Source organism: Methylocystis parvus OBBP (genome assembly GCF_027571405.1).
Classification (GTDB): Bacteria; Pseudomonadota; Alphaproteobacteria; order Rhizobiales; family Beijerinckiaceae; genus Methylocystis; species Methylocystis parva.
On sequence record NZ_CP092968.1, the window covers coordinates 474,320 to 500,213 of the forward strand.

Annotated in this window: 22 protein-coding genes and 1 tRNA gene; 14 read left to right on the forward strand and 9 right to left on the reverse strand. The window is 63.6% G+C overall.

The features are described 5' to 3' along the window. Positions 1-133 precede the first annotated feature (133 nt). The 4 genes from MMG94_RS02275 to MMG94_RS02290 form a co-directional block, all read right to left on the reverse strand. Entirely contained in the window at positions 134-3,532 is a 3,399-nt protein-coding gene (locus tag MMG94_RS02275) for an error-prone DNA polymerase (RefSeq protein WP_154420072.1), read from the reverse strand. A gap of 191 nt (positions 3,533-3,723) precedes the next feature. Further along, positions 3,724-3,924 carry a hypothetical protein gene (locus MMG94_RS02280; RefSeq protein ID WP_016921490.1) on the reverse strand — a complete coding sequence of 67 codons (201 nt, stop codon included), beginning with the start codon at positions 3,922-3,924 and terminating at the stop codon, positions 3,724-3,726. 202 nt (positions 3,925-4,126) lie between these two features. Continuing rightward, complete coding sequence (locus MMG94_RS02285) at positions 4,127-4,648, reverse strand: hypothetical protein (protein WP_016921489.1); 522 nt, start codon at positions 4,646-4,648, stop codon at positions 4,127-4,129. Between the two features lie 178 nt (positions 4,649-4,826). Continuing rightward, on the reverse strand, positions 4,827-5,177 hold the full coding sequence (locus MMG94_RS02290) for a DUF1622 domain-containing protein (protein WP_016921488.1): 351 nt from the start codon (positions 5,175-5,177) through the stop codon (positions 4,827-4,829). A gap of 189 nt (positions 5,178-5,366) precedes the next feature. On the opposite strand from MMG94_RS02290, the gene MMG94_RS02295 reads away from it, so the two are divergent. The 10 genes from MMG94_RS02295 to MMG94_RS02340 all read left to right on the forward strand — a co-directional run bounded on the left by MMG94_RS02295 (position 5,367) and on the right by MMG94_RS02340 (position 16,722). Next, the gene (locus MMG94_RS02295) at positions 5,367-5,636 is read left to right on the forward strand and encodes an EF-hand domain-containing protein (RefSeq protein ID WP_202948273.1); all 270 of its coding nucleotides are present in this window, start codon (positions 5,367-5,369) and stop codon (positions 5,634-5,636) included. 176 nt (positions 5,637-5,812) lie between these two features. After that, positions 5,813-6,982 (forward strand): phosphate ABC transporter substrate-binding protein PstS, encoded by a 1,170-nt coding sequence (pstS, locus tag MMG94_RS02300; protein ID WP_016921486.1) that lies wholly within the window; start codon positions 5,813-5,815, stop codon positions 6,980-6,982. A 276-nt stretch (positions 6,983-7,258) separates the two neighbouring features. After that, complete coding sequence (locus MMG94_RS02305) at positions 7,259-8,011, forward strand: glycosyltransferase family 2 protein (protein WP_085985263.1); 753 nt, start codon at positions 7,259-7,261, stop codon at positions 8,009-8,011. Continuing rightward, positions 8,011-9,153: a glycosyltransferase family 4 protein gene (locus MMG94_RS02310; protein ID WP_016921484.1), complete on the forward strand. Its 1,143-nt coding sequence runs from the start codon at positions 8,011-8,013 to the stop codon at positions 9,151-9,153. The genes MMG94_RS02305 and MMG94_RS02310 overlap by 1 nt, the downstream gene beginning before the upstream one ends. After that, positions 9,150-11,156 (forward strand): MATE family efflux transporter, encoded by a 2,007-nt coding sequence (locus MMG94_RS02315; RefSeq protein ID WP_154420071.1) that lies wholly within the window; start codon positions 9,150-9,152, stop codon positions 11,154-11,156. Before MMG94_RS02310 ends, MMG94_RS02315 begins: the two co-directional genes overlap by 4 nt. Next, the gene (locus MMG94_RS02320) at positions 11,134-11,898 is read left to right on the forward strand and encodes a hypothetical protein (protein WP_016921482.1); all 765 of its coding nucleotides are present in this window, start codon (positions 11,134-11,136) and stop codon (positions 11,896-11,898) included. The genes MMG94_RS02315 and MMG94_RS02320 overlap by 23 nt, the downstream gene beginning before the upstream one ends. Further along, the gene (locus tag MMG94_RS02325) at positions 11,898-13,163 is read left to right on the forward strand and encodes a glycosyltransferase family 4 protein (RefSeq protein WP_016921481.1); all 1,266 of its coding nucleotides are present in this window, start codon (positions 11,898-11,900) and stop codon (positions 13,161-13,163) included. Before MMG94_RS02320 ends, MMG94_RS02325 begins: the two co-directional genes overlap by 1 nt. 73 nt (positions 13,164-13,236) lie before the next feature. Continuing rightward, on the forward strand, positions 13,237-14,202 hold the full coding sequence (locus MMG94_RS02330; protein WP_016921480.1) for a glycosyltransferase family 2 protein: 966 nt from the start codon (positions 13,237-13,239) through the stop codon (positions 14,200-14,202). Between the two features lie 25 nt (positions 14,203-14,227). Then, positions 14,228-15,550 carry a lipopolysaccharide biosynthesis protein gene (locus MMG94_RS02335; RefSeq protein ID WP_154420070.1) on the forward strand — a complete coding sequence of 441 codons (1,323 nt, stop codon included), beginning with the start codon at positions 14,228-14,230 and terminating at the stop codon, positions 15,548-15,550. Beyond that, complete coding sequence (locus MMG94_RS02340; protein ID WP_016921478.1) at positions 15,547-16,722, forward strand: glycoside hydrolase 5 family protein; 1,176 nt, start codon at positions 15,547-15,549, stop codon at positions 16,720-16,722. Before MMG94_RS02335 ends, MMG94_RS02340 begins: the two co-directional genes overlap by 4 nt. 33 nt (positions 16,723-16,755) lie before the next feature. Here the strand turns inward: MMG94_RS02340 and MMG94_RS02345 are convergent, their stop codons facing one another. The 4 genes from MMG94_RS02345 to MMG94_RS02360 all read right to left on the reverse strand — a co-directional run bounded on the left by MMG94_RS02345 (position 16,756) and on the right by MMG94_RS02360 (position 19,858). Then, entirely contained in the window at positions 16,756-18,120 is a 1,365-nt protein-coding gene (locus tag MMG94_RS02345; RefSeq protein WP_016921477.1) for a polysaccharide biosynthesis/export family protein, read from the reverse strand. Between the two features lie 2 nt (positions 18,121-18,122). After that, on the reverse strand, positions 18,123-18,752 hold the full coding sequence (locus tag MMG94_RS02350) for a response regulator (protein ID WP_016921476.1): 630 nt from the start codon (positions 18,750-18,752) through the stop codon (positions 18,123-18,125). 1 nt (position 18,753) lies between these two features. Continuing rightward, complete coding sequence (locus MMG94_RS02355; protein ID WP_016921475.1) at positions 18,754-19,368, reverse strand: sensor histidine kinase; 615 nt, start codon at positions 19,366-19,368, stop codon at positions 18,754-18,756. Positions 19,369-19,782: 414 nt separating this feature from the next. Beyond that, a tRNA-Ala gene (locus MMG94_RS02360) sits at positions 19,783-19,858 on the reverse strand. A gap of 237 nt (positions 19,859-20,095) precedes the next feature. Between MMG94_RS02360 and MMG94_RS02365 the strand changes: the two genes are divergently transcribed. The 4 genes from MMG94_RS02365 (at position 20,096) to MMG94_RS02380 (ending at position 24,853) form a co-directional block, all read left to right on the forward strand. Then, positions 20,096-23,095, forward strand: coding sequence for a hypothetical protein (locus MMG94_RS02365; protein ID WP_016921474.1), 3,000 nt, complete (start codon positions 20,096-20,098; stop codon positions 23,093-23,095). An 89-nt stretch (positions 23,096-23,184) separates the two neighbouring features. Further along, positions 23,185-23,472, forward strand: a complete 288-nt coding sequence (locus tag MMG94_RS02370; RefSeq protein WP_026016480.1) for a YggT family protein — start codon at positions 23,185-23,187, stop codon at positions 23,470-23,472. Next, positions 23,465-23,788 (forward strand): DUF167 family protein, encoded by a 324-nt coding sequence (locus MMG94_RS02375; RefSeq protein WP_016921472.1) that lies wholly within the window; start codon positions 23,465-23,467, stop codon positions 23,786-23,788. The genes MMG94_RS02370 and MMG94_RS02375 overlap by 8 nt, the downstream gene beginning before the upstream one ends. 6 nt (positions 23,789-23,794) lie before the next feature. After that, entirely contained in the window at positions 23,795-24,853 is a 1,059-nt protein-coding gene (locus MMG94_RS02380) for a MaoC family dehydratase (protein WP_016921471.1), read from the forward strand. A gap of 39 nt (positions 24,854-24,892) precedes the next feature. Here the strand turns inward: MMG94_RS02380 and MMG94_RS02385 are convergent, their stop codons facing one another. Continuing rightward, the gene (locus MMG94_RS02385; protein WP_016921470.1) at positions 24,893-25,726 is read right to left on the reverse strand and encodes an RNA methyltransferase; all 834 of its coding nucleotides are present in this window, start codon (positions 25,724-25,726) and stop codon (positions 24,893-24,895) included. Between the last annotated feature and the right edge of the window lie 168 nt (positions 25,727-25,894).

The following is a 25,894-nucleotide window of genomic DNA, read 5'->3' on the forward strand; positions in this document are numbered from 1 at the left end:
ACGCCGTCGCGTCTGCCGCCAATGCCGGCCTTTCCCGCGCTCGCAGGGGACGCCGCGTTCTTCTTGCCGCGCCCCGACATTTTCGCGCATGAAACCGCGTTGCTCAACGCGATCTTCGCGGCGATCCAGTGTGTCAGTGGAAGTTGCGCGCCTTTGGCATGGCCTCGCCTTTGGCGATGCGCATCGTCTCCAGAAGCCGCAAATCGCTGGATAAATCGTCGACGCGGTCGGCGATGACATGGATGACGCCCGCCTCCTTCTGAAGGCGGCCGGCGACGGCGACATATCGCGCGCCAATGATCTCCGCGCGCTGGCGCTCCAGCAGTTTCGGCCAGACAATGATATTGGCTTGGCCGGTCTCGTCCTCGATCGTCATGAAGACGACGCCCTTGGCCGTGCCCGGCCGCTGGCGCAGCAGCACGATGCCCCCGACGGTCACGCGCCGCCCGGAGCCGTCGGGAAAGTGCGAGAGCGCTTCGCAGGGCAAAACCCGCCGCGCCGCCAATCTGTCGCGCAGGAAGGCAACGGGATGGCCTTTCAGCGAGAGGGAGAGGAAGCGGTAGTCCTCGACGATTTCCTCGCCCGGCGGCATGGGCGGCAGATTGGCGTCGGGCTCCAGCGGCGTGAAGGACAGTTCGCGCAGGAGGGGCAGGTCGTCCTTGTCGCCGGCGCGATTGAGCCCCGCCGCCGCCCAGAGCGCGTCGCGGCGCGACAGGCCGAGCGAAGCGAAGGCGTCGGCCTCGGCGAGGCGCGTGAGCGTCGCCGGCGAAAGCTCGGCCCGCAGCCAGACGTCGCGCACCGAGTCGTAGCCCTTGCCCCGCCGCACGACCAGCCGGCGCATATCCTCCTCCGCCACGCCCCTGATCTGGCGGAAACCAAGGCGGACGGCGTGGTTTCCGAGGATGTCATGGGCCATGTCGGCGTGGCGGGGGTGGATGGAGGCGAGGCTCTCGCCCTGCATTCGGGGCTGCCCCCCACCCGTCGCGCTTCGCGCGCCACCCTCCCCGCGAGGGGGAGGGATTGGAGCGGCGAGATTGTGGATCGCCTTCAAACGCTCATGCTCTTCTAAATCGTGATCCCCTGCGGCAATGCAGCCCCATCCCTCCCCTTTACGGGGAGGGTGGCGCGCGAAGCGCGACGGGTGGGGTTCGCCGGCCTCCAGCGTGCAGTCCCAATCCGAGGCGTTGATGTCCGGCTCCCGCACCTCCACCCCATGCTCATTCGCGTCGCGCACGATCTGCGCGGGGGCGTAGAAGCCCATGGGCTGCGCGTTCAGCAAAGCGCAGGCGAAGACGTCCGGATAGCGGCATTTGAGCCAGGCGGAGGCGTAGACGAGCAGCGCGAAGGAGGCGGCGTGGCTTTCGGGGAATCCATAGGCGCCGAAGCCCTCGATCTGGCTGAAGCAGCGCTCGGCGAAGTCGCGCGCATAGCCCTTGCGCGTCATGCCCGTGATCATCTTGTCGCGAAAGCCGCCGATGAGGCCCGCGCGCTTGAAGGTCGCCATGGCGCGGCGGAGCTGATCGGCCTCCGAGGGCGTGAAGCCGGCCGCCACAATGGCGATGCGCATGGCCTGCTCCTGGAAGAGCGGCACCCCATGGGTCTTGGCGAGCACTTCCTCCAGCTCCTTCGACGGATAGGAGACGGGGTCCTTTCCCATGCGGCGGCGCAAATAGGGATGCACCATGTCGCCTTGTATGGGTCCGGGCCGCACGATCGCGACTTCGATGACGAGGTCATAGAAGCATTGGGGCCTCAGCCGCGGCAGCATGGACATTTGCGCGCGGCTCTCGATCTGGAAGACGCCGATCGTGTCGGCGCGCGAGATCATGGCGTAGACGCGCTTGTCTTCTTCTTCGTCGGAAAGGGTCGAGAGGCTGTGAACGATCCTGTAATGCCGCGCCAGAAGATCGAGGCCCCTGCGCAGGCAGGTGAGCATGCCGAGCGCGAGCACGTCGACCTTCAGCAGTCCAAGCGCATCGAGATCGTCCTTGTCCCACTCGATGGCGGTGCGGCCCTCCATCGCCGTGGGAAGAATGGGCACGACCTCGTCGAGACGGTCGCGCGAAATGACGAAGCCGCCGGAATGCTGCGTGAGATGGCGCGGAAAGCCTTCAATCTCCTCGGCGAGCGCCAGCGCCTTGGCGAAACGCGGTTCCGAGACGTCGAGGCCGAGCCTCGCAATGTCCTGCATGCGCGTCTCGCGCTCGCTGCCGCGCCCGAAGGCGGCCGACGACAGACGGCCGACGAGGTCGCCGGAGAGGCCGAAAACCTTGCCGATCTCGCGAATGGCGCTCTTGCCGCGATAGGTGATGACGGCCGCCGCGATGCCGGCGCGCTCGCGCTTGAAGCGCCGATAGATATATTGGATCACCTCCTCGCGCCGCTCATGCTCGAAATCGACGTCGATGTCGGGCGGCTCGTTGCGGTCGGTGGAGACGAAGCGCTCGAAGAGAAAGTTGTGCTTCGTCGGATCGACTTTCGTAATGTCGAGACAATAGCAGATGAGGGAATTCGCCGCCGAACCGCGCCCTTGCGCCAGAATTCCTTCGCTGCGCGCGAAGCGCATGATGTCGTGCACGGTGAGAAAATAGGCCGCGTATTTCAGCTTCGCGACAAGCGCCAGCTCGCGTTCGAGCAATGCCGTCACATGCTCGGGAACGTCTTCGCTGTAGCGCGCCTTCGCGCCTTCGCGCGCATAGAAAGCCAGCGCCTCCTGTTCGCTCGCAAAGTCTTCGCGCAATTCGCTCGGATATTCGTAAGCCACGTCGGTGAGGCGGAAGTCGAGCGCCTCGATAAAGCGCGCGCTTTCCTCCACTGCATGCGGCGCATCGCGAAACAGCCGCGCCATTTCCTCCGCACTTTTCAGATGCCGCTCGGCGTTGGCGGCGAGGAGAAAACCGGCGGCGTCGAGCGTCGTCTTTTCGCGAATGCAGGTCAGCGCGTCGGCGAGCGGACGGCGCCCGGGGACATGCATATGCGCGTCGTTCACCGCGACGAGCGGCAAAGCGAGTTCGTCAGCAAGCTCGATGCGGCCGAAGAGGCGCGCGCGGGGTCGCGGGCCGTAAAGCGCCGTCGCGGCGAGCCAGATCCGATCGCGCGCGGCCTCCATAAGGGCAGGGGGCGGCGCGCCGTTCTCCATCAGGATGAGATGCTGGCCTTCGGCGAAGTCGAGGAGATCGGCGAGGAAAAGCGCACAGTCGCCTTTCTGCGTCCGCATGTTGCCGCATGTCAGCAGTCGGCACAGACGCCCATAGGCGGCGCGGTCCTTCGGATAGCAGAGAATGTCCGGCGTCTCGTCGCGAAAGACGAGGCGCGCGCCCACGGCCAGGCGGAAATCGCCGACGCTCTTCTCATGCGCGCGCAGATAGGAGAAAGCGCGCACCACGCCTGCGAGCGAATTGCGGTCGGCGATTCCGACGCCGCAATGGCCGAGCGCCACCGCCGTTGCGGCCATCTCCTCGGGATGCGACGCGCCGCGCAGGAAGGAGAAATTGGTCGTCGCCGCAAGCTCGGCGTAGCGGGGCGCGGACATGGGGAGAACGGGTTATATGTTCTCCTATTGTTCTCTATTTTCCTTCGGCGTCAAGCGGAGCGGCCGGAGACGAAAAAAGGCCCCGCCAGGCGGGGCCTCGAGTGTGACGCGCAAAACCGGGCGCGCCGGCCCTGAGTTTTTCTTCGAGCAATAACGCGCTCAAATACCCACGCTGAAAACTCCGACTGTCCTCAGTCGAAGACCGAGCCCAGACCCACGCCGAGCACGCCGACCATGACGGCGATCGGGAAGATCGCATAGTCGCCGAGCAGGATGGCGCCGATGACGCCGCCAATCACGCCGCCCACTACGCCGCCGGCGATTTTGCCGGTATGGCGTTCCTTCTTTTCCGCCGCATCCGCGCCGGCGTTCTGCACCGTCTCATTCGACATGACATTTCCCCGGACATTTGGACCATCGCCGCATCGCTCAACCGTTAGAGGCGTCATGTGAGCGTGCGATGAGCGTTTCATGAAAAGGGCGTCACCGCGCGGTCGCCAAATCTTCGCAGGGCGGCGCAAGGCGCGTGGAGTCAATCGAAAAGAAATGGCCGGCGCTGCTGTCGCGCCGGCCAAAAAAATTCTTGCAGTCTCTTTACTGCGCCGCGGGCTCTTCGGCCGGGGCTTCGGCGGGAGCGGCCGCCTTCGGCTTCGGCTTGGGTTTCGGCTTGGGTTTCGGCTTCGGCTTCGGCTTGGCGGGCGCCGGGGCGGCCTCAGGGGCCGCGGCGGCCGGTTCAGCGGCGGGCGGCGCGCCCGGAAGCGGAGAGGCGGGCTCAGCGGCCGGCGGCGGCGCAGCGGGAGCTTCGGCGGCGGCGGGCGCCGGTTCAGCCGGCGGCGCAGCAGGCGTCTCGGCGGCGGCCGGCGTCTCGGCGGGGGTCGCCTCGGCCGATGGCGCAGCGGCGGCGTCAGGCTCCTTCGGGGCCTCCGTCTCGGCGGCCGGGGCCTGCTCCGCGGGCGGGGTCTCCTCAGCCGGCGGGGCTTCCTTTCGCGCCGTCAATTTCTCGATCGCCGCCCGCAGGGAGGCGACGCCTTCGCTCGGCGCCGCATAGACGCCGAGGCCGAAGCCGATCGCGCCCGCGACGAGAGCCGTCACAATGGTCGATAAAACACGCGCCATTCGATGCGTTCCTCCAAATATCGTCTTGTCGTTGCCATGGCGTGTCAGGCCTGCATCCAATACGGGTATTGTTCAATAGTAGCAATTCTGAGACTTTATCGCAGGCGTAGCCGCCAGGAATTTATCGCGCCGCGCAACATGCCCGCAAGCGCGCTTCTTCCAACGAAATCCATGCTGTTTATAAAGACTCGCCCGGACGCGCCCCGGCGGCGCTTTCGCTCTCCGCGCGCCGCCATGGCCAGCGCCCTTCTATTTCCACCTCGAGCGAGAAGCTCAGGAAGGTGCGAATCAGAACGATCAGGCCAAGAACGACGAGGCCCTCCAGCGTCGGCGTGATCGCGACCGTGCCGATGATGTCGGCGGCGACGAGCAGTTCGAGGCCGAGGAGAATCCCGCGGCCGAGATTGGCGCGGTAACGGCGCAGGGCGGACGTCCAGTCTCCGGACGCAAGGCCGCCATGGAGAAAGGCGAGGGTCGCCACGACCGCGGCGGCGACGATGACCATGACGCCGGCCGCTTCGATCGCCATCGAAACCTGATGAAGCCGGATATTGAGGTCGGCGCGGTCGGGGAGGTGAAAGGCAAACGCATCCATCGCATCATCATGCGCGGTCGCCAGACTTTACGCAAAGCCCTGTTTGGGCAAGACTGCGCGCGCAAAAAGCAAGGGGCGTGCTGGCCTTGCAGGACATGGCGCGCGCTCGAAAGGAATGAGGGGATGATGAAACGTTGCATTGGCGCCGCCGTCGTCATGGCCGCGATTTTCGCTGTCGCGGAGGCGCAAGCGCAGTCTGCGGCTCAGATCGCCGCCATGGAGAGCAAGTTCGCTGCGGCCGACAAGGATGGCGACGGCAAATTGACGCCCGAGGAAGCGAAAGCCGGCATGCCCCGCGTCTCCGCGAATTTTGCGAAGATCGACAAGGGCGATAAGGGCTTCGTCACCCTCGAGGACATCAAGGACGCAATGACCGCGATGGCGGGGAAATAAGCCGAGTCCGACCCATTGTCTTTACGGGCCCGCGGGATGCGCCATCCCGCGGGCTCTCGCGCCTTGCGACCCCGCCTTTCTGTCGCAATAGCTTCACGTCCCCGCTCCATATGCCGAAGCAGCGTGCGGTTAACGTCTGTGTGAGATGATAGACGCCCGACGCTTCAGGACGGCATATGAAGAGCAGCAGCATCAGGTCGCGCGCGGCCATCGGTATTTTTGGCGCGCTCTTTGGCGCGCTTGTTCTGCTCGTCGCGAATATTGGCGCCTCCAACGCAGCGGAAATCTCGCTTCACGGCGCCGGAGCCACTTTCCCCGCGCCCCTTTACAGCGCCTGGATCGAACGTTTCCAGAAGGGTCGTCACGCGGCCATAAGCTATGAGGCGGTCGGGTCCGGCGAAGGTCTCGCGCGTTTCGGCGAGGGAGAACTCGACTTCGCCGGCAGCGACGTTCCCGCGCCGACCACCGGAGACGACAGATCGGGAGGCGTCGGCCCGCAGTTCCCCATCACCGCCGGCATGGTGACGATCGCCTATAATCTCCCGGGCGTCGGCCAGCGGCTCAAGCTGCCGCGCGCCGTTTATGCGGATATTTTCCTTGGCCGCATACGCCGTTGGGACGATCCCCGCATCGCCGCCGCCAATCCCGGCGTCCGCCTGCCGGCGCGCGACATCCTTGTCACGGCGCGTCTCGACGCGAGCGGAACGACCTTCGCCTTTACGAGCCACCTCTGGGCGATCAGCCCCGCATGGACGGAGGGCGGCGTCGGCGTGGGCAAAAAGCCGAACTGGCCAGCTTTTGTTACGCTCGCAAAGGGGAATGAAGGCGTCGCAGCGCAGATCAAGAGTCGCGAAGGCGCGATCGGCTATGTCGAATTCGGTTATGCGCGGCGATCGGGCCTCGCCGTTGCGACGCTCGAGAACAAGGACGGAAAATTCGTCTCGCCGTCGCCGGAAGCAGGCGCGGCGGCGATCAATCAATCCTCCTATCTCGGCATCGAAAATCTGAAGGCGTCGATCCTCGACCCGTCGGGCGCCGGCGCCTATCCGATCGTCTCCTATAGCTGGCTGATCCTGCGCTGGGACTATCCGGCGGAAAAGCTTCGGCTCGTGAACGCCTTTGTGGACTACATTCTCGGCGACGGCCAAAAAGTCGCGCTCGACCTGGGATACGTTCCCCTGCCGGCGCCCATCGCCTATCGCGGCCGCGCGATGATCTCGCGGATTTTTCCCAGCGAAGGCGCGGAGGGCGCCTTGGCGACGACGGCCGGGCCGAAGACGCCGGACGCCTCGAAAGCGGGAAGCATGGACGCTCCTGCGAAGCCCAAGGGCGCGGCGAAGCCCTAAACCCGCGGCCCGGCAAGCACAGCGGCGGAAGCGCTCGGCGCTTTCGCCGTTTTTACGTACTGCGCCCCTATATGAGGCAAAGTATCGCCAAGTTGTAGCTGCGACTTGTCAAGTTCTCTTTGTAGCGGAATGCTGCCTTTTTTGGGGCGCTGTCGTATTAGAATCATTGATTGTGCGCTGCATATAACCAAAGTTAGATAGAGCTTTCCTCAAATATATTTAGCCTAAAGCCACTCGATCCTTATGCGTGTTAGTAGCGCAGAAAGAGTGGGGGCCATGGCTAAAGCTCAGTATCTCGATATTGACGTCATCAATGCTATTGATGACAGAAAGATAATCGAATTACCGCGCGTTTCCGCCGTAATTCCTACGTTAAACGAAGAAAACAACCTTCCTATAATATTGCCGCGCTTGCCTCCGTGGATAAATGAAGTCGTGATCGTCGACGGATGTTCGACGGATCACACCGTCGAGGTGGCGCAGCGCTTGCGGCCGGACGCGACGATCGTGCTCGAGACGAAGCGCGGCAAGGGCGCTGCGCTGCGCGCGGGCTTCCAGGCCGTTACCGGCGACATCACGATGATCCTGGACGCGGACGGCTCCATGGATCCGGGCGAGTCGATCATGCTGGTCGGCGCGCTGATGGCGGGCGCGGATTTCGCCAAGGGATCGCGCTTCATCCAGGGCGGCGGCACCGACGACATGACCTGGTTCCGCATGACCGGAAACTGGGGTCTGACCCAGGCGGTGCGCCTCCTCTTCGGCGGGACCTATAGCGACCTCTGCTACGGCTATCTCGCCTTCTGGACGCGGCACCGCGATATTCTGGAGCCGACCTGCGATGGATTTGAAGTCGAGACCTTCCTCAACATCAAGGCGCTCAAGAGCGGCCTTAAAATCGTGGAAGTGCCGAGCTTCGAGGCGCCGCGCGTTTTCGGCGAGAGCAATCTCAAGCCGATCAAGGACGGCTGGCGCGTCCTCAAGACGATCCTGCGCGAGCGGCTGCCGCAAGGCCAGAGCGCGCTGTGATGAGCCTCGCCTGCGAAGCGCCTGCCGAGGCAGGTTTGGCGCGCGGGCCGCGCGTCCTGATCGTGACCGCCCGTTTCCTTCCGGAGATGGGCGGCATCGAGACCCATGTGCGCGAGGTCGTCGGTCGTCTCGTCGCACGCGGCGTCAATGTGCAAATCCTGACGACGGATCGCAGCGGCCTTCTGCCCAAAACGGATATGGCGGCGGGCGCGCCCGTCCGCCGCGTCAAGGCCTGGCCGGCGAGGCGCGACTACTACTTTGCGCCGGGCGTTTTTTGGGAGATTCTGAAAAGCGACTGCGACGTCATTCACATTCAGGGCTGCCACACCCTTGCGCCGCCTCTTGCGATGCTGGCGGCCTTGCTCAAGGGCGTCCCATATATCGTCACCTTCCATAGCGGCGGGCATTCTTCCAGCTTGCGGAACCAGATTCGCGGCGCCCAATGGACTCTCCTGGCGCCGCTCTTTCGCCGCGCCGCCGGATGGATCGGCGTGTCCCGCTACGAAGCGGATTTCTTCGCGCGGAAGATGAGACTGCCGCGCGATCGGATAGAGGTGGTCCCAAATGGCGCCGCCATGCCGCGCGTTCTCGAAGCGGCGGCGCCGGAGGAGCTTCTTATCGCCTCGATCGGCAGGCTGGAAAAATACAAAGGCCATCACCGGGCCATCGGCGCTTTTGCGGAAGTGTTGAAGCGCCATCCGGAAGCCAGGCTGCAAATTGTCGGAGAGGGGCCGTATCTGCCGGAATTGGAGGCGCTCGTGGAGCGGCTCGGTCTGCATCGGAGCGTGCGGATCGGCGGCGTTCCCCCGCAGGATCGCGAGGGCATGTCCCGCATATTGTCGCGCGCGCGGCTCGTGGTGCTGCTCAGCGCATATGAGGCGCATCCCGTCGCCGTGATGGAGGCCCTCGCAATGGGGCGTCCCGTGCTTGCGACGAATTGCTCGGGTTTCATCGAGCTTGCGGAACAGTCCATGATCCATGTCGTCGAGCCCGAGGCGACGGATGGCGACATTGCGGACGCTATGGAGCGCATCCTCCAATCGCCTGCGTCAAAGACGAATGTCGAATTACCGAGCTGGGACGCCTGCGTCGATCGCGTCGCCGCGCTTCTCGATCGCGTGGCGCTCGGGAGCGTCGCATGACTCTTCCAGTTGGACTTGGCGACGGACAGGGCGCCATGCGGCCGTTTCCCTCCTGGCTGCGTCGTCCGATCAAATGGATCGTCTCGCTGATCGGTCCGGACGCGCGGATTCTGGAGAATGATCGCGAGCCGTCTTCGATCGATTGGGACATTGTCGCGGGGATTGCGCTCGCAATGGCGGCCGGACTCATCCTCGTCGCTTTCGGCCACGGGGCCGGGCGGCGCGGCGACGGGGCGCTGACGTTCCTTTATTGGATCGGCTTGATCGTGATGACAGCGCCAGCCGCGCTCCGGCTGGCGTCGCCCGATGTCCGGCGCGACGAGCGGCTCATGCTGTCGATAGCGCTCGGCCTCGCATTGCTGCTTTTCAAAATGCTCTATGCGCCGACGGCCTTTGCACATTTCGACGAGTTCCTGCACTGGTCCACCGCCCTCGACTTGATGGCCTCGCATCGTCTCTTCACGCCGAACCCCTTGCTGCCCGTCAGCCCCTTCTATCCGGCGCTGGAAATCTTCACGACCAGCATAGCGAGCCTGACGCATCTCTCGATCTTCGCTTCAGCGACAATCGTTCTCATCGTCGCGCGCTGTCTGCTCGTCGCCGGTCTTTTTCTCCTGTTCGAAAAATGCCTGGCGTCGGCGCGCATGGGCGGGATTGCATGCCTCCTCTTCATGACGAATTCGAACTTCATCTTCTTCGAAGGGCAATTTGCCTATGAGACGCTCGCCATTGGCTGGCTGGCGTCGATTCTCTACGTGGAGTGGGCGCGGCCTCAATCGGACGATCCGTGGCGCGACAGGCTCTATCTGACCTTTCCATTGCTCGCGGCGCTGACGGTCACGCATCATCTTACGGCCTATATCCTCGCGGGGCTGCTTTTGGCCTTTGCAATTCTTGAAATGCTGAAGCGCGAGCCGAGCGGCGACCGAAACTTGCGCGTCGTCGTCGCGGGAATGGCCATCGTTTTGCCCGCCCTCTGGTCGTGGCGCGTCGGCTCAGTCTCGCAAGGGGGATCGCTTGCGCATTATCTCGGTCCGGTCCTGGAATCGGGCGTGCGCGAATTCTGGTCGTTCTTGCAGGGCGGTCTGCGCGGGCGAAAGCTCTTTGTCGCCGCGGACGGCATAGAGACGCCGATATGGATGCGCATTGCCTCGCTGGCGGCGGCGCTGCTCGCCGCTCTCGGCATCGCAGGCGGTTTTTTCAGCGTGATCGCCGCTTCCGCAAAGGGCGCCGACTGGCGCGCGGTCGTCCGCGTTATTCATGGACTGTGGACGGACAGCCGGAAGCTCTTACTTGCGCTTCTCGGGATAACGTTTCCCGTTTCGCTGCTTTTGAGGTTCACCTCAAGCGGCTGGGAGATCGGCAACCGCATGACGCCCTTCGTCTATATCGGCGTTGCGGTTCTGAGCTGCGTGACCTTGATGCGCATTCTGGCGCGGCGTGACAGAGCGCGCGTGCGGAAGATCGCGGCGGGTCTCGTTGTGCTCTCCCTCCTGGGGGGCGGTCTCGTCTCGGGATGGGGCATCGCCTGCATACGGCGCGCTTACGCCGTGTCGGCGGACGCGCTGTCGATCGAGCCGATGGCGATCGCCGCCGCGCGCTGGATGAGCGACTGGTTGGGCGCCGGCAACAGAGTCGCCGCCGACCGCGTCAATACTCTTCTCGTCACGGTCTATGGGAGCCAGACCCCGATAACGCAGCTGCGCGATAAAGTAAATACGTCCAGCATCTTCATGGACAAGACTTTCTCTGATTTCGACGACTGGGCGCTGCATCACGGCAGGGTGGATTACCTTTTTGTCGATCTGAGATTGACGACGGGGCTTCCGCGGCTCGGCGTCTATTTCGACAAAGGGGAATACAGGCCCTCGCAAAGCAGTCCGCCTGCTGCATCGTCCTTTCTCAAATTCAACGCCATGAAGGGCGTCAGCCGCATCTTCGACAATGGGTCGATCGTCATCTACGACGTGAGAGGAGTCCATGATGCGCTTTGGAGCCAATGAGCGCGGCGTCGCGGCTTGGCTGGTCTTCGCGACCGTGGCGGCGGTGGGAAATGTCGCGCCTCTGCTCATCGTGGCTTGGCTGCCTCTGATCCTGTATCTGCCGGGTCGACTCTTTCTCGCCGCAGCGCGTATCGAGACGACAGGCTGGGCGGAATTAGCGCTTCTATCCGTCTGCCTCAGCGTCGTGAATGTTTTGATCGGCGGTTTCCTCCTCGGCGTGCTCCACGTGCTCACGCCATCGGGCTGGGCGCTATGGCTTGTCTCGAGCTCCGCCTTTCTCCTGTCGCGTGCAGCGGGCCGACTCGTTACGGGCCCCGCGGACGTGGCGGACGGCTCGTCCGGCTTTGCGCGACGTCATCTCGCCCTATTCAGCCTTGCCGCATTCGGCGTCGCTTCCGCATTCGCTGTCGCCGTGAGCGACGAGGCGGCCGACAAGGCGTTCCGCTACACCGAGTTCTGGATGGCTCCCCGCTCCGGAACGCCGCAAATGCTCACCGTTGGCGTCCGGAATGCGGAGGAGAAGGCGGCCGCTTATGAGATCGAGCTGCTTCTGGACTCGGCGGCTTTCCGAACCTGGCCGGCATTCGACTTGACGCCGGGAGCCGTGAAGACGCGCGAGGTCATTGTCCCGCCGCTACGAAAAGGACGGCACCGGCTCGAGGCCCGCCTTTTCAAAGACGGCGATCGTAGCAGGCTCTACCGCCGGGTCTTCATCGAGCTTAACCCCATGGGAGGCGCCTGATGCGCATTCTACTCCTAAGCCAGTTCTATCCGCCGATCATTGGGGGGGAGGAACGACATGTGCGATCCCTGGCGCATGGGCTCGTCGCACGCGGCCACGACGTTTGCGTCGCGACGCTTTGGCGGCCGGACGCGCCAGAGTGCGACGGCGCCGTGCGGCTGCGCTACGTCAAGGGAGTCGCGCAACGGCTTTCCGGCCTTTTTACCGATCCGCAACGGCGTCATGCGCCGCCCTTTCCGGATCCTGAACTGTCGCTGGCGCTTAAGCGCGTCGTCGACGAGGAGCAGCCTGACGTCGCGCATGCGCACAATTGGATCGTGCACTCCTTCCTGCCGGTGAAATTGCTCACAGGGCTGCCGTTGGTGCTGACGATGCACGATTGCGGTTACGCTTGTCCGAAAAAAAACGCCATGCGTAACGATTTGTCCTGCGACGGGCCCAGGCTCGCAACATGCGTGGGTTGCGCGGCGGATCATTATGGCTATCCGAAGGGTCTCGCAGTCACGCTCGGCGTATATGCGGGCGCGCGGCTGCAGCGTCGCGCCGTCGACGCATTCATTGCGGTCAGCGCGGCGGTGCGGAACTTCAACGGCTTTTCAGAGAGCGATCCGGCCTGCGTGGTCATCCCAAATTTCATTCCGGACGATCTGGAGCGGATCGACCCTTGCGCCACGCCGTCCGACCTGCTGCCGAAAGGCGATTATATTCTTTTTGTGGGCGATCTGAATCGTCAAAAGGGCGTGCATGTTCTGGTCGACGCCTATTCCTGGCTGGAAGACGCGCCACCCCTCGTTCTCGTTGGTCGCCGCTGCGCGGAAACGCCGAAGCCGCTTCCGCGCAACACGATTGTTATCGAATCCCTGCCGCACGAACAGGTGAAGCAGGCCTGGAGCCGCTGCCTGTTCGGGGTCGTGCCGTCGACCTGTCGAGACGCTTGTCCCACCGTCGCGATGGAGGCGATGGCCTTCGGCAAAGCCTTGATCGGATCGGACATCGGCGGCATTCCCTCCATCATCGCGCATGGCGACACCGGACTCCTCGTTCCGCCGGGGCATCGCGAGGAACTCGCCAGCGCCATGTCGATGTTGATCGAGAATTCCGCCTTACGGCGACGCATGGGCGCCGCTGGCGTTGACGCCGTGCGCGGTCTGAAGACGTCGGCGGTCATCGAGCGCATCGAGGGCGTTTACCGACATGTGATTGCGAAAGCGGGCGCGGTTCCCGCGATGGCGCGCGCGACGCTTCCGCAGGAGCGGGGCCGATGAGCGTTTCGATCCATTCGCATTGGAGCGTCCCGGCGGGAGCGCGGAGCGGAAACACATCCACCCGGAGGGCCTCATGGAACAGTATGGCGCTCATATCTCGGTGATCATCTGCGTCTACACGATGCAGCGCTGGGTCGACATTTGCGAGGCCGTCGACTCCGTGCGCCGGCAAACCCTGTGGGCCGACGAGTTGATTATCGTCGTCGACCATAATCCCGAACTTCTCGAGACATGCAGGGCCGCTTTCGCGGATGCGATCGTCGTCGCCAATGATCGCACGCGCGGCCTTTCCGGCGCCCGGAACACGGGAATTTCCCGTTCCACCGGCGAAATCGTCGCTTTTCTCGACGACGACGCCGTCGCCGACAGGGACTGGCTGGCGATCCTCTCTCAGCATTTCAAACGGCCGGAAGTGCTCGGCGTCACCTCCACGATTCTGCCGGACTGGAAAAGCCGGCGGCCGGGTTGGTTCCCCGAGGAGTTCTTATGGACCGTGGGCTGCACCTATAAAGGCGGGCCGAGCCGGCTGCAGGAAATAAGGAACGTGCAGGGCGCATCCGCTTTGCTGAGGCGCTCGATCTTCGCGAAGGCCGGCGGCTTTTCCGCCGGACTCGGGCGGGCGGGCGCCAAGCTTCCATTGAGCTGCGAAGAGACCGAGCTCTGCATAAGAGCCAAAGCCGCGCATCCTGACGGATGCTTTCTCTTCGAGCCGGCGACGGCGGTCTTTCACAAAGTGACGGCGGCGAGAACGACCTGGTCGTATTTCGTCCTGCGTTGTTACGCGGAGGGGCTTTCCAAGGCTTTCCTCACCGACCTCTCCGGAACGAGCAGCGTATTGAAAGTCGAACGCGACTATGTGGTTCGCGCGCTCGCGCAGGCGGTGCTGCGCGATGTCTCGCTCGCATTCTCGCGTTTCGATCTTTCGGGCTTCAAGCGGGCAGGGGCGATCTTCGTCGGCCTCGCCAGCACGAGCGCCGGATTTCTCGTCGGCAAGCTTTCCGCGACGGATAAACGTCGCGCCGCTCCCGTCAGAGCGTGATCATATGCAAGCGAAGGAATTGTCGATGCAGCAGGAAGCGACCTCCGCAGTCGAGCGCTTATTGGCGGGATTGGCCGCCAACGCAGTCTGGCTCAAAAATTCGGCGATGGTTTCCGCCGGCAGCGTCGCCGCGTCGGCTCTGGGATTTGTCTATTGGTGGCTTGCGGCCCGCTATTTCGCGCCGGACGCGGTCGGGAGCGCCTCCGCCCTCATCTCTTTCCTTGGCCTTGTCGCGGTGATCGGCGAGATCGGCCTCGGCACGTTTCTCGTGGGAGAAGCGCAAGCGCATCACGGGCGGCGGTCCGAGCGGATGGCCATAGCGGCGCTTGTTACGAGCGTTGCGGCTTCCCTTCTCTGTGGCGGGGCCATCCTCGCGGTCGCTCATCAGTTCAATCAATCCAAATTCCTGCCGTCGGAACCGCTCTTCATCGCTCTGCTGCTGATCGGCTGCGGCTCAACGGCCGCCGCTTTGGTCCTCGATCAGATTTGCGTCGGCTTTCTGAGCGGCCATCTCAACTTTCTGCGCAATGTCTTCTTCTCCGCATCGAAGCTCGTTCTGCTCGGCCTTTTCGCCCTGCGGCCGGATGCGCTCTCGTCGGACATGGCGATCGTTGCGACCTGGGTTCTGGCCGCGCTGCTTTCGCTCTCGCTTCCATTGGCGTTCGGGTTCGCGCGGACGGCCTTCTCGCAGCGCCCCGATTTCGAGCAGCTCTTCCGGTCGCGGTCGAGGATTTTCGGCCATTATGTGCTCAACCTCGTGACGTTCGGTCCCGGTTTCGCGCTTCCCATCATTCTGGTCGCGATCCTCGGTCCCGCTGTCAATGCGGCCTTCTACCCGCTGTGGACGATACTGAGCGTCACGCTCGTCCTGCCCGCGTCGCTGACGATCGTGCTTTACACGGTTGTCTCGGGCCAGCGCGAGAGCCTCCTGCCGCGCCTGTCGATGTCTCTGCGACTTTGCTTCTCAACCGGGCTGGTCGTCGCCTTGATCTTCTGGCTCATGTCCGAGCGAATGCTCTCGGCGTTCAACCCCTCTTATCTTTCCATCGCCGGCGGCGATTTACGCCTGTTGGGGCTGGGCTTCCTTCCGATCATGCTGAAGGATCACTATATCGCGCTCAGCCGCCTCGAAAACAAAATGATGAGAGCGTCCGGCTTTCTCGCTTTCGGCGGCATTGTGGAGATCGCCTTCGCCGCGATTGGCGCCCATGCGCACGGATTGTTCGGCTTCGTCTCGGGCTGGCTGCTCGCCGGCGCCTTGCAGAGCGTCTTTCTGTCAATGCCGCTCTTCAAGGTCTTTTGCGGCGTCGCCGCCCGTCGGCCCGTCGCTTGCGGGAGCGAAACATGATCGGGCGTCCCCTTCGCCGCGCGGCGCTGTCCTCGCTGGCGATTTGCGCCGCGGCGCTGCATGGCTCCGCCTGCCGCGCCGAGCCGGCCTTCGTCAAAGCCCATGGCTATGAATTCCAGTTGGAGGGGAGGCCCTTCCACGTCGCCGGCGTCAACAATCACTATCTGACCTTCGGATCGCAGAACGAGGTGACGCGCGTCCTTGACGACGCAGCGGCGATGGGCGCGAATGTGGTGCGCACCTTTCTCCAGCCGGTGATCGGCTCGAAGGACGGGCTTGTCCGGACCATCTGGGATTTCAAGAGCCGCGCGGAAACGAGCAATCTCGGCGTCAACGGGAACTACCTGCTCTATTGGGACAGTCAAAACAGGCGAATGGCGGTAAACGAGGAGGCGAACGGCGTCGCGAAGTTCGACTTCCTTGTCGCGGAGGCGTCGAAGCGCGGTCTCCGGCTTATCGTGTGCTTCCTCGATTTCTGGGACTATACCGGCGGCGTCCAGCAGATTCGCGCCTGGTACGGCAGCGACGACAAGAAGGCCTTCTTCTTCGAGGACTCCCGGACCAAGGCGGATTATCGCAAATGGGTCCGCTACGTCATCGAGCGGACCAATCCGCTCACGGGCCGCCGTTACAGGGACGATCCGACGATCTTCGGATGGGAGCTGGCGAACGAGCCCGACGATCCTCCGAAAGACCTGCGCGCAAGCTGGATCGCGGAAATGTCGAGCTACGTGAAATCGCTCGATCCAAATCATCTGGTCGCGTCGGGCCTGTCGAATGTGACCGACAAACTTTCCGACATATCGATCCCGACGATCGATTACTCGGCGTGGCATGGCTATCCGCTTTTCTACGACCTTTCGGTCGATGAATTCGACGATCAGATCAGGGAGTTTTGCGCCATCGCCAGAAAGGCGGGCAAGCCGGCGCTGCTGGAGGAATTCGGCTATGCGCGCTCAAATCCGAACTACGTCGAAGCCTATCAAAAATGGCTGAAGACGATTCAGGACGACCCCGATTGCGCTGGATGGCTCGTCTGGCGCCTCGTCTCTCGCCAGGACAGCGGCGCCTTTCCGGTCGACGAGCACGATCAATTCGACGTCCATAATGACGGCGGCGCATTGTGGCGCACGCTCAGGGCCGCGGCGGAGAAATTTCGCGCGACGCCCTGACAGGAAGCCGCGCGTAAGCCGCTTTGCGGGGCTTCAGCGCCCCGCGACATTCAAATCGATCCGCACGAGGTCGCCTGGCTGCAACTGGAAATATTCGTCCGCCGACAGGACCTCCGGCCCTCCTTCCTTCGGCCGGACCACCGTATAGGCGAGCGTCGACCTTTCAAGCCTTTGCAGCGCGTTCGTCGATTTGAGCGCGCTGAGCACGCCGGCGCTGGCGTTCAATCCCAGGCTCGCCTCGGAAGCCTCGCGATCGAGCCGCGTGATTTGCTGCTCGAGATCGGCCGCGAGGTCCGTCTCCAGCCGTTTCAGCTCGCTTCTCAGCAAAGTCAGTCTTTGTTCGGCTTCGACGATGACGTTCTGGGTCGACAGCTTCTTGTCTTCGATCTCCGACGCCTCGGCTTGCGCCTGAATGAAGATCGGCCGCGTCACCGTGCCGTGGTCCAGGAGCTTTTTGAGAGACGCCATCCGCTCCCTTTTCAAGGCGAGCGTCTGCTCGAGCGGGGAGATGCGCGCCCGCGCGAGTTCAATGGTCTTGAGCGCGCCGTCGATCGACGCATTGAGCGCGTTGCGGCGTTCGTCGTCCGCGCGTGTCTTGGTCCTGCGGCGTTCCGCGGCCGCGGCGATGAGCTTTTGCGCTTCCTCCGCGCCGACCATCGCAACGAGCTTTTCGGAGGCTGGCCGCGTGTGGTCGCGCTCCGCGTGCAGGACGCTCGCTTCGGCCAGCACCTTCTTCAAATTCTCGTTCGAGATTTCGGCCTTGCCTCTCTCGCGCGACACCTCGATGCGGCTCCAGCTGTCTTTCGGTCCCTCTTCAAAGCCTCCCGCCCGGGCGATGGCGTGCAGCACGGTCATGCCCTGGGCGAAGGCGTAGACGCCGGGTTGCCGCACCGGTCCGACGACCGAGATCGGCATGCGTTCGACGAGCGCGATGTTGACGACGGCCGGTCGGCCCAGCGACTTTTGAAACGCCGCGGCGCAATCCGCGGAAAGATCCGAGGCGCCGCGAGAGACGAAGACGAAGGGACCGAGCATGGGGATGGTGACGGAGCCGTCGGCCTGCACGACGTAATCGCCGGACATTTCCGTGCGCAGGGCGAAGTTCTTCAACGGCGCCTTGTTCTTCGTTCCCCACTTGTCCTCTTCGTTTTCGATTTGCTCATAGATCGCGATTTTCAGTTTGTCGCCGGGCCTGAAGCGCGTCTCGGCCAATCCCTGCGCGGGCGCTTGCCTTGCGCCCTGTACCGCCGGATCAATCGCCGAAAGTAGCTGATCGGCGGCGACGAACTTGCCGGAAAGAAGAAGGCCGGCCGCGATCGCGAGAGTGAGCGAGGCGCTGTTCTTTTTGTGGGGGCGGCCGCCAAAGCCGCGAGGGTCGATTGCATTGCGGTTCCACATGGCTACCTCACATGATGCAGGGAAATGGCGAGTTCGGTGCGATTCCTGAGACGCGTCTTTCGGAAGATGCGGTTGAGATGGATCTTCACAGTGCCCTCCGAGACATCCATCTCTTGCGCGATCGCCTTGTTCGGAAGGCCGCGCGAGGCGAGGCGCGCCACCTCATATTCCTTTGCGGTCAGCGCATCCGCTTCAAGGTCGGCCTCGAAATCGTTCGAAGGCGGCTGCGGCCGGCTTGGCGGCCGCAGCCGGGCAGGCGACCAATGTTCGCTTGCGGCGACCGCATCGACCGTCGCGCGAAGGTCCTCCGGCGAGCCGTCCTTCAGAAGCAGCGCCCAACAGCCATATTTCATCGCATCGGAAAAAAGAGCGCCGGTGATCGAACCCGTCAGCAGAATGACGCGCGTATGCAGGCGCTTTCTTGCGACGGTCTTGAGAACGTCGAGGCCGGAGAAGCCCGGCATGTTGACGTCGAGAAGCGAGACGCGCGGGACCATATCTTCGATCAGCGGCATCGCCGCGGCGCCGGAGCGGCATGTCGCGAGGATTGCGTAGGCGGGCGCGGCGAAGAGGCGCTCCAACGCGTCGAGCATGAGCGGATGATCGTCCGCGAGGATGAGAGTCGTGCGCATGTCAGCCCCCGTCATGGGTTGGAATGGCGAAGGCGAGGGTGATTTCCTGCGCGGACGAGACGATCGACATGGAGCCGTTGAGCGCCGCCACCCGCGCCGTCAGCGATCTCGGCGTGAAGTCGACGATCTCGCTCGGCGCCGCCCTTCGTTCCGTCATTTCGATGCGGATAAGTCCCGGATGGCGGGCGACCTCGATCGCAAGCGCTTTTGCGCCAGCGTGGCGAACCGCATTGGAAATGGCTTCCCGCATGAGAAAGCCGATCTGTTCGACGCAGCGGCTGGATACGGAGAGATGAGCGGAATTGCAGCTCGTTTCGATCGCGCAGCCCCAAGCCTCGGCGATGCGACGGGCGTCCTCGATAATGGCGGAGGGCGGGAGCGCCGCGCTTTCGCGCTTTTCCTGCGCTCCTTGCGCCGCCGCCTCGATGAACGCCCGCAGCGCGCGCTGTTCCCGGGCGATAATGTCGACGGCGCAATCTATCGCCGCGGTTCGCGGCTCGCCTTGCTCGGTCTGCGCTTCGTGAAGCCGGTATCGGGCGGCGGCCAGACTTTGCAGCACCCCGTCATGGAGATCCATCGCGAGCCGGCCCCGTTCGGCGGCGACCGCCTCGGCCACGCTGGGCCCGGGCGATGTCGGATCAGACTCTCGACGCCCGACAGGGATATCACTCACGACACGAACCTAGGTTCTCGCCAAATATGGTTATTTATCGAGTCGAAGCGTAATATCTGTAAATTAGGGTTAGTACTTAAGCAATTCGGCCAGCATTGTTTTGTCATCTTGTAGTAATATTGGCGACAAGTTCTAGGCTAAGGAGGCGCGACTGCGAGAACGGAGCCGTTCGTTACTTAGGCTTATATGGCGTCAAATCGATGTCGCCGACGAATCCGCCAGGCGAGATGACGTTCCGCAGGATCGACCGCGGCCAAGGCCGTTGCAGGCGATAAGGAGAAAACCGAGCGCAACAGGAGCGTCCCGACGAAGATCAGCGGGCGGCGGATGACGGCTCGGGCGAAATCTCTGCTGGTTTGGTGGAGCTGGGGGGATTCGAACCCCCGACCTCTGCAGTGCGATTGCAGCGCTCTCCCATCTGAGCTACAGCCCCGTTCCGAGGCGGGTGGATATAGGGCGTCGGTCGCCGTGTCAATCCGGATCGATCGCATTAACCCGTTATTTCAGCAACCGCTTGAGTTTGCGCAAAACCGAGAGATAATCCTCTCCGGGATTGGAGTTAGTGTCCCGTTAGGGGGCGCCGCGGCCATGAGCGCGGCGTCGATCTCCGATCTCTTGAAATTTGTTTTTCGCCCGTTTCCGGGCGGTCATTTCATTGCGGAGCGCGCCAATGGCGGACGAGAACAAAACTCCGGGGATTGGCTCCAACAGCGCGATCATCGTCGCTCTGCTCGCGACCGGCGCCATCTGGTTCTCCCGTCCCGCGCCGCTGGAAACCGCGCGGCCCGCGCCCATCGACAAGCATGTCGAGGTTCGTTTCGAGGATCAGGACGTCGAGGCGCGGCTTTGGCAGGACCCGCTGGAGGCGATCGCCCGGGAGTCCGAAAAAGCCGACGCCGGTCAGCGGAAGGAATGCGAGGGCAAGGCCGAAGAGGCGATGAGGAAGTCTCATTGCCGCTCGCCGCTCTTCGACGCCAGGGGCGAACGCGTCAAGGGCTCGGAGAAGACGCTGGCGCTCGGCGTCGTCGCGCCGGGCGCGCCATATTTCGAGGACAGCGAGACGCGCCGCCGCCTGCGCTACGCGGCGCTTTCGGGGCTCCTCTCCGAGCGGTTCACGCCGAACGATGACCAGCATATCGGCTATTTCCGCCCGGCGGATTACAAGCAAAAAGGTCTGCCCGCGGCGATACCTTATGAGACTTTTCAAAAGGAGGGCGGCGACGAGTCGATCCTCCTTTTGTGGATCGACGAGGACATTTTCAAAGGCGCAGGCGCCAAGGGGGGCGGCGCGATAAGGCGGCTCGTGGCGCTCAAAGACGCGTTATGTCCGCCCGACAGATGCGCGGCTCCGCTCAAATTCAGCATTTTGGGGCCCTACACGTCGGACGCCCGGAAAAATCTTGCGGATGGCAGCCATTTCATCTGCCGGGAGACCGAAAAGAAGAAGCGCCTGCCGATGCAGCCGGTCGCGTTCGACTTCTATTCCTTCGCCGTCACGGGCGCGCCAATGCAGGTCCGCGATACGCCGGCTTGCGAGGGCAGGCTGCAAAGTCAGGAGGTGCGGATTGCGTCCTTCAGCACGATCGCGGACGACAAAACCGTCGCCGAGAGGCTCGTGGAGGAGCTCAAGCGCCGCGGCCTTGGAGCCAAGAGCGACGAACGGCTGGCCGGACAGATCCTTCCGCATGTGGCGCTGGTATCCGACGCCGACACCGAATATGGCCGCAACGTCGCCATGGATTTCGAAAAGGCTTTGAATTCGCTTTCATGCGCGAAGAATGACAGTGGAAGCGGCGAGATCTGCGCGCAGATCGGGAGCCGCCGTCACAGCCTGACCTATCTTCGCGGCCTCGATGGAATGCAGCCGGCCAAAGACGACAAGGATAAGAAAGATAAGGACCAGAAAGGTGCGCCTGCGCCGGCGACGCCGATGGAGAACGCCTTTGGGCCGGGTCAGTTCGATTATCTGCGCCGGCTCGCCGACGGGCTCAAGGCGGAGGACGACCGCCTCTGGCGGGAAAGCCATACGCGGATCGGGGCGATCGGCATTCTCGGCAATGACGTCTTCGACAAGCTGCTGGCGCTACGCGCTCTCCGGCCGCTCTTTCCGCAGGCCGCCTTCTTCACCAGCGATTTCGATCAGGCGCTCGCTAGTCCGAACGAACTCGACTGGAGCCGCAATCTGCTGATCGCTTCCGGTTACGGGCCAAGTCTATCCCGCATCTGGCAGGGGCGCGTTCCGCCTTTCCGCGGCGCATATCAAACCTCGGCCTTCCTCGCGACGCGATTGGCGGCCGACGAATTCGTGCGCGGAAAAGCGGATAATCGGGGTCCGATCGAGGAGGCGGCCAAAGAAGTCCAGCTTTTCGAGATCGATCGCAATGGGGGCTTTCTCGCTTTGCCCCAGCCGGACTCGCCCGATGCGAAAACCGACGCGAGGATACGGGTTCAGCCCAGTCCAGGTCCGATTTTTTCGGAGCTCGCGGATTCCGCCGCCAATGGCTGGTTTTTTCTGTTTTTGCTCGCCGGCCTGTCGACTGTCTATCTCGCCTATAAGAACCTGCTGTGGCCTTATCTGAAGACGACCTGGATGGGGCTCGCGCTCTGCTTATTCGCAGCGGCGGGCGTCGCGTTGCGGTGGCAGGATTTGGCGATGTGGGCGACGGATGGCGGCTTGGGCGAACCGCTCGCCGCGATGCAGGGGATCAGCGCCTGGCCGACGGTCGCGATCCGAACGGTGGGAGTGGTCATTGCTCTCTGCCTGACCATCGACGCCTGGTTCTGCCTGCGCCGCAATCTCGACCGGACCGTCAAGAAAGAGACCCTCTACCTTCCCGATTATTCTCGCCCGGGCGGGCCCATCCCCGCGCCTTTTTACGACGTCACGCCTGAATGGGAGAAATATGTCCGCCGATCGTCCTTCGGCTCGGTCGCGCGGCGCGTCGCGGTCGGCGTTCTTCTGGCCTTCGCCGTCTTCGCCTGCCTCAGTCAGATTTTCGGATGGCCGGGGGCCCCTTGGCGCGGCGCGCATCTCGAGGTCTATCGACGGGTGACGGTCGGTCTTGTGTTTTTAATGCTCGTCCTGACATTCCTCGTGGTGGATGCGACGATGCTTTGCCTGCGCTTCGTCGTCTTTCTACGGGATCACCGGACCCGCTGGATGCCGGCGACGCGGAGCGAATATTCCCGCATTCTGGGCATAGGCCTGAACGACCCGTTGCTCGACGACTGGATCGATTTGTCCTTCATCGCGGCGCGGACGAGTTGCATCGGCAATCTGATCTACATGCCTTTCGGCTTGTCGGTCCTGTTGATCGTGTCCCGCAGCACGATTTTCACGAATTTTGCGCCGAGCGTGGCGATCCTGCTCACGCAGGGCCTTTGCATCGCCGTCCTTTTTGCATGCGCCATGGCGCTGTGCTTCAGCGCCGAACAGGCGCGCGAGCTCGCGAAAAGACGGCTCTCGCAGGAAATCCTGACTCGCAAGGCTCCGGGGGCCCCTGCGGGAGGGGCCGACCCGTTGGAGGAGATCAAGAAGCGGGTCGAAGGCCTCCGTGAGGGCTCTTTCGTGCCGCTCTCCCAGCAGCCGCCGATCCGGGCGCTTCTGCTCCCTCTTGGCGGCCTGGGCTGGACGGCGCTGCTCGACTACCGCCTGTTCCCCGGCCTGTGATCGTCTCCCGCCTGCGGCTTCGCGAGAGGTTGCCGGGCGGGAGCGGGGAGGCTACAGAGGCCGCAGCGCAAAAATTGCGGGACGAAGACATGTCTTATGCGGTTGCGAATCTGCTTCTCACGGTTATCGACCTTTATTGGTGGGTGGTGATCGTGTCCGTTATCCTGTCCTGGCTCGTCGCCTTCGACGTGCTGAATACGCGTTCTCAAGCGGCGCAGACCATCTGGCGCGCGGTGGACACGCTGACCGAGCCGCTTTTGCGTCCCATCCGCTCGGTGCTGCCGGCCGTGGGCGGGCTGGACATCTCGCCGCTGATTCTGCTTCTGGGCCTGCAATTCCTGCGGGACGTGGTGGCGCGCACCCTGGTCTATGGCTGACGCGCCCTGGTCTGCGGAGGCGGATGGCGTCACGCTCTGGCTTCGGCTCACGCCCAAGGGCGGACGCGACGCCGTTGAGGGCGTGGAGACCATGGCCGACGGCAAGACGGTCCTGAAGGCGCGGGTGCGCGCCGCGCCGGAAGACGGCAAGGCCAACGCCGCGCTGATCGAACTGATCGCCAAGACTGTATCGGCGCCGAAAAGGGCGGTGGCCATCCGCTCCGGCGAGACCAGCCGCGTCAAAAAGCTTTTCATCGCGGGAGACCCCGCGCCCTATATCGACGCGCTGGCCCGGCTGGCGCAAAGGAACGGTTGAGACGAGATGAGCAAGTCGAAAATCAACGTCGGCAATTTCTTCGAGGACTTCAGGATCGGCCAGATCCTGCGCCACGCCGCGCCGCGCACGGTCACGGTCGGCGAGGTCGCGCTTTACACCGCGCTCTATCTGCCGCGCTTCGCCGTACAATCCTCCAAGGCTTTCGCCCAGGCTATCGGCTATCAGGAAGCGCCGATCGACGACATGCTCGTTTTCCATCTGGTGCTCGGCAAGACGGTGCCGGACGTCTCGCTCAATGCGCTCGCCAATCTTGGCTACGCCGATTTCAAATTCCTCATTCCCGTCTATCCGGGCGACACGCTCGACGCCGTGTCAGAGGTCATCGGCCTCAAGGAAAACTCCAACAGGGAAACGGGCGTCGTCTATGTGCGCACGACGGGCAAGAACCAGCGCGGCGAGACCGTGCTCTCCTACGCCCGCTGGGTGATGGTGAAGAAGCGCGACAAGGACGCCCCTGTCGGCCCCGCCATCGTGCCGGACCTGCCCAAGGCCGTGCCGCCGTCGGAGCTGGGCCAGGCCGTGCCGAAGCTCAATGTCGCCGCCTATGACAAGGCGCTCGCCGGCTCGCCCTTCTTCTGGGGCGATTACGAGGTGGGCGAGAAGATCGACCATATAGACGGCATGACGGTGGAGGAGGCCGAGCATATGCTCGCGACGCGCCTCTACCAGAACAATTCGAAGGTGCACTTCAACCAGTATTACGAGTCGCAGGGCCGCTTCGGCAAACGCATCATCTATGGCGGCCACGTGATCTCCATGGCGCGCGCCTTGTCCTTCAACGGCCTCGAGAACGTCTTCCACATCTCCGCGGTGAATGGCGGCAAGCACGTCAACCCGCTTTTCGCCGGCGGCACCATCTTCGCGTGGACCGAGGTGCTGGACAAGGCGGAGATCCCCGGCCGCACGGACATCGGCGCGCTGCGCCTGCGCCTCGTCGCGACGAAGGATAAGCCCTGCGCGGAGTTCCCGCTGACCGGCCCCGGTGGCAAGCCGGATTCGGCCGTGCTGCTCGATCTCGATTACTGGGCGGTGCTGCCGCGCTGATTGGGCGCCCGTTTCGCAATGACGGTCTGGCGCGCGCTTTCACCCTTGCGCGTCTTCCTCGATCTTCTTCCGCCGCCACACCTTTTTGGGATCGCGACGCGGCCCTTCCACGAGTCGCACCACCATGCCCCAGAGCGTGCGCACATCCTGTTGCGTGAGGCTCATGCGGTGGAACATGTTGCGCAGATTGCGCGACATCACGGGCTTCTTGTCGAGCGGGCGGAAGAAGCCGCGCTTGTCGAGCTCCTCCTCGAGAAAATCGAAAAAGGCCATGGTCATCTCGCGCGTCGCGGGCGGGGAGCGCTCCTCCAGCCCATAGGGCATGGCGTCGCCATGGGCGGCGCGGAACCATTCATAGCCGACGAGCAGCACCGACTGCGCGAGATTGAGCGAGGCGTAGGCGGGATTGACCGGGAAGGTCAAAATCGCGTCGGCGAGCGCGACGTCGTCATTGTCGAGGCCGGTGCGTTCGGGCCCGAAGAGGAAGCCGCGCTTCTCCCCCGCCGCGACGCTTGCCGCCGTGTCCGCGAGCGCCTTTGCGGGCGGAAAGACGGACTTCATCTGGCCGCGCCCGCGCGCCGTGGCGGCGTAGACGAAATTCAGATCGGCGATCGCCTCGCGCACGCTGTCGTAAAGCTTCGCCTGCTCCAGCAGATGCGTCGCCCCGGCGGCGGCGGCGTAAGCGCCCTTGCGATAAGCGCCGGTGCGCGGCCAACCCTCGCGCGGGGAGACGAGGCGAAGGTCCGAGAGGCCGAAATTAGCCATGGCGCGGGCGCACATGCCGATATTCACGGCGAGTTGGGGGCGCACGAGGATAATGGCCGGCCCGCCCGAGAGCGCCTGCTTCGTATGATCCGTCCCCGCTCCGACCAATTGCGCGTCCTCTCGCCAAGAACCCGCTAATTAGGCGGTCGCCCGCACGCGGGCAAATCCTTTGTATCGGCGTAAAGACGCTGGAATCGCCCGGCGGGGCGCGGCGACCTGTCCGAAAGGATTAAGCATTCACCCCAGCTAGCGAAGCCGCGCCACTTCGGGCTCAAT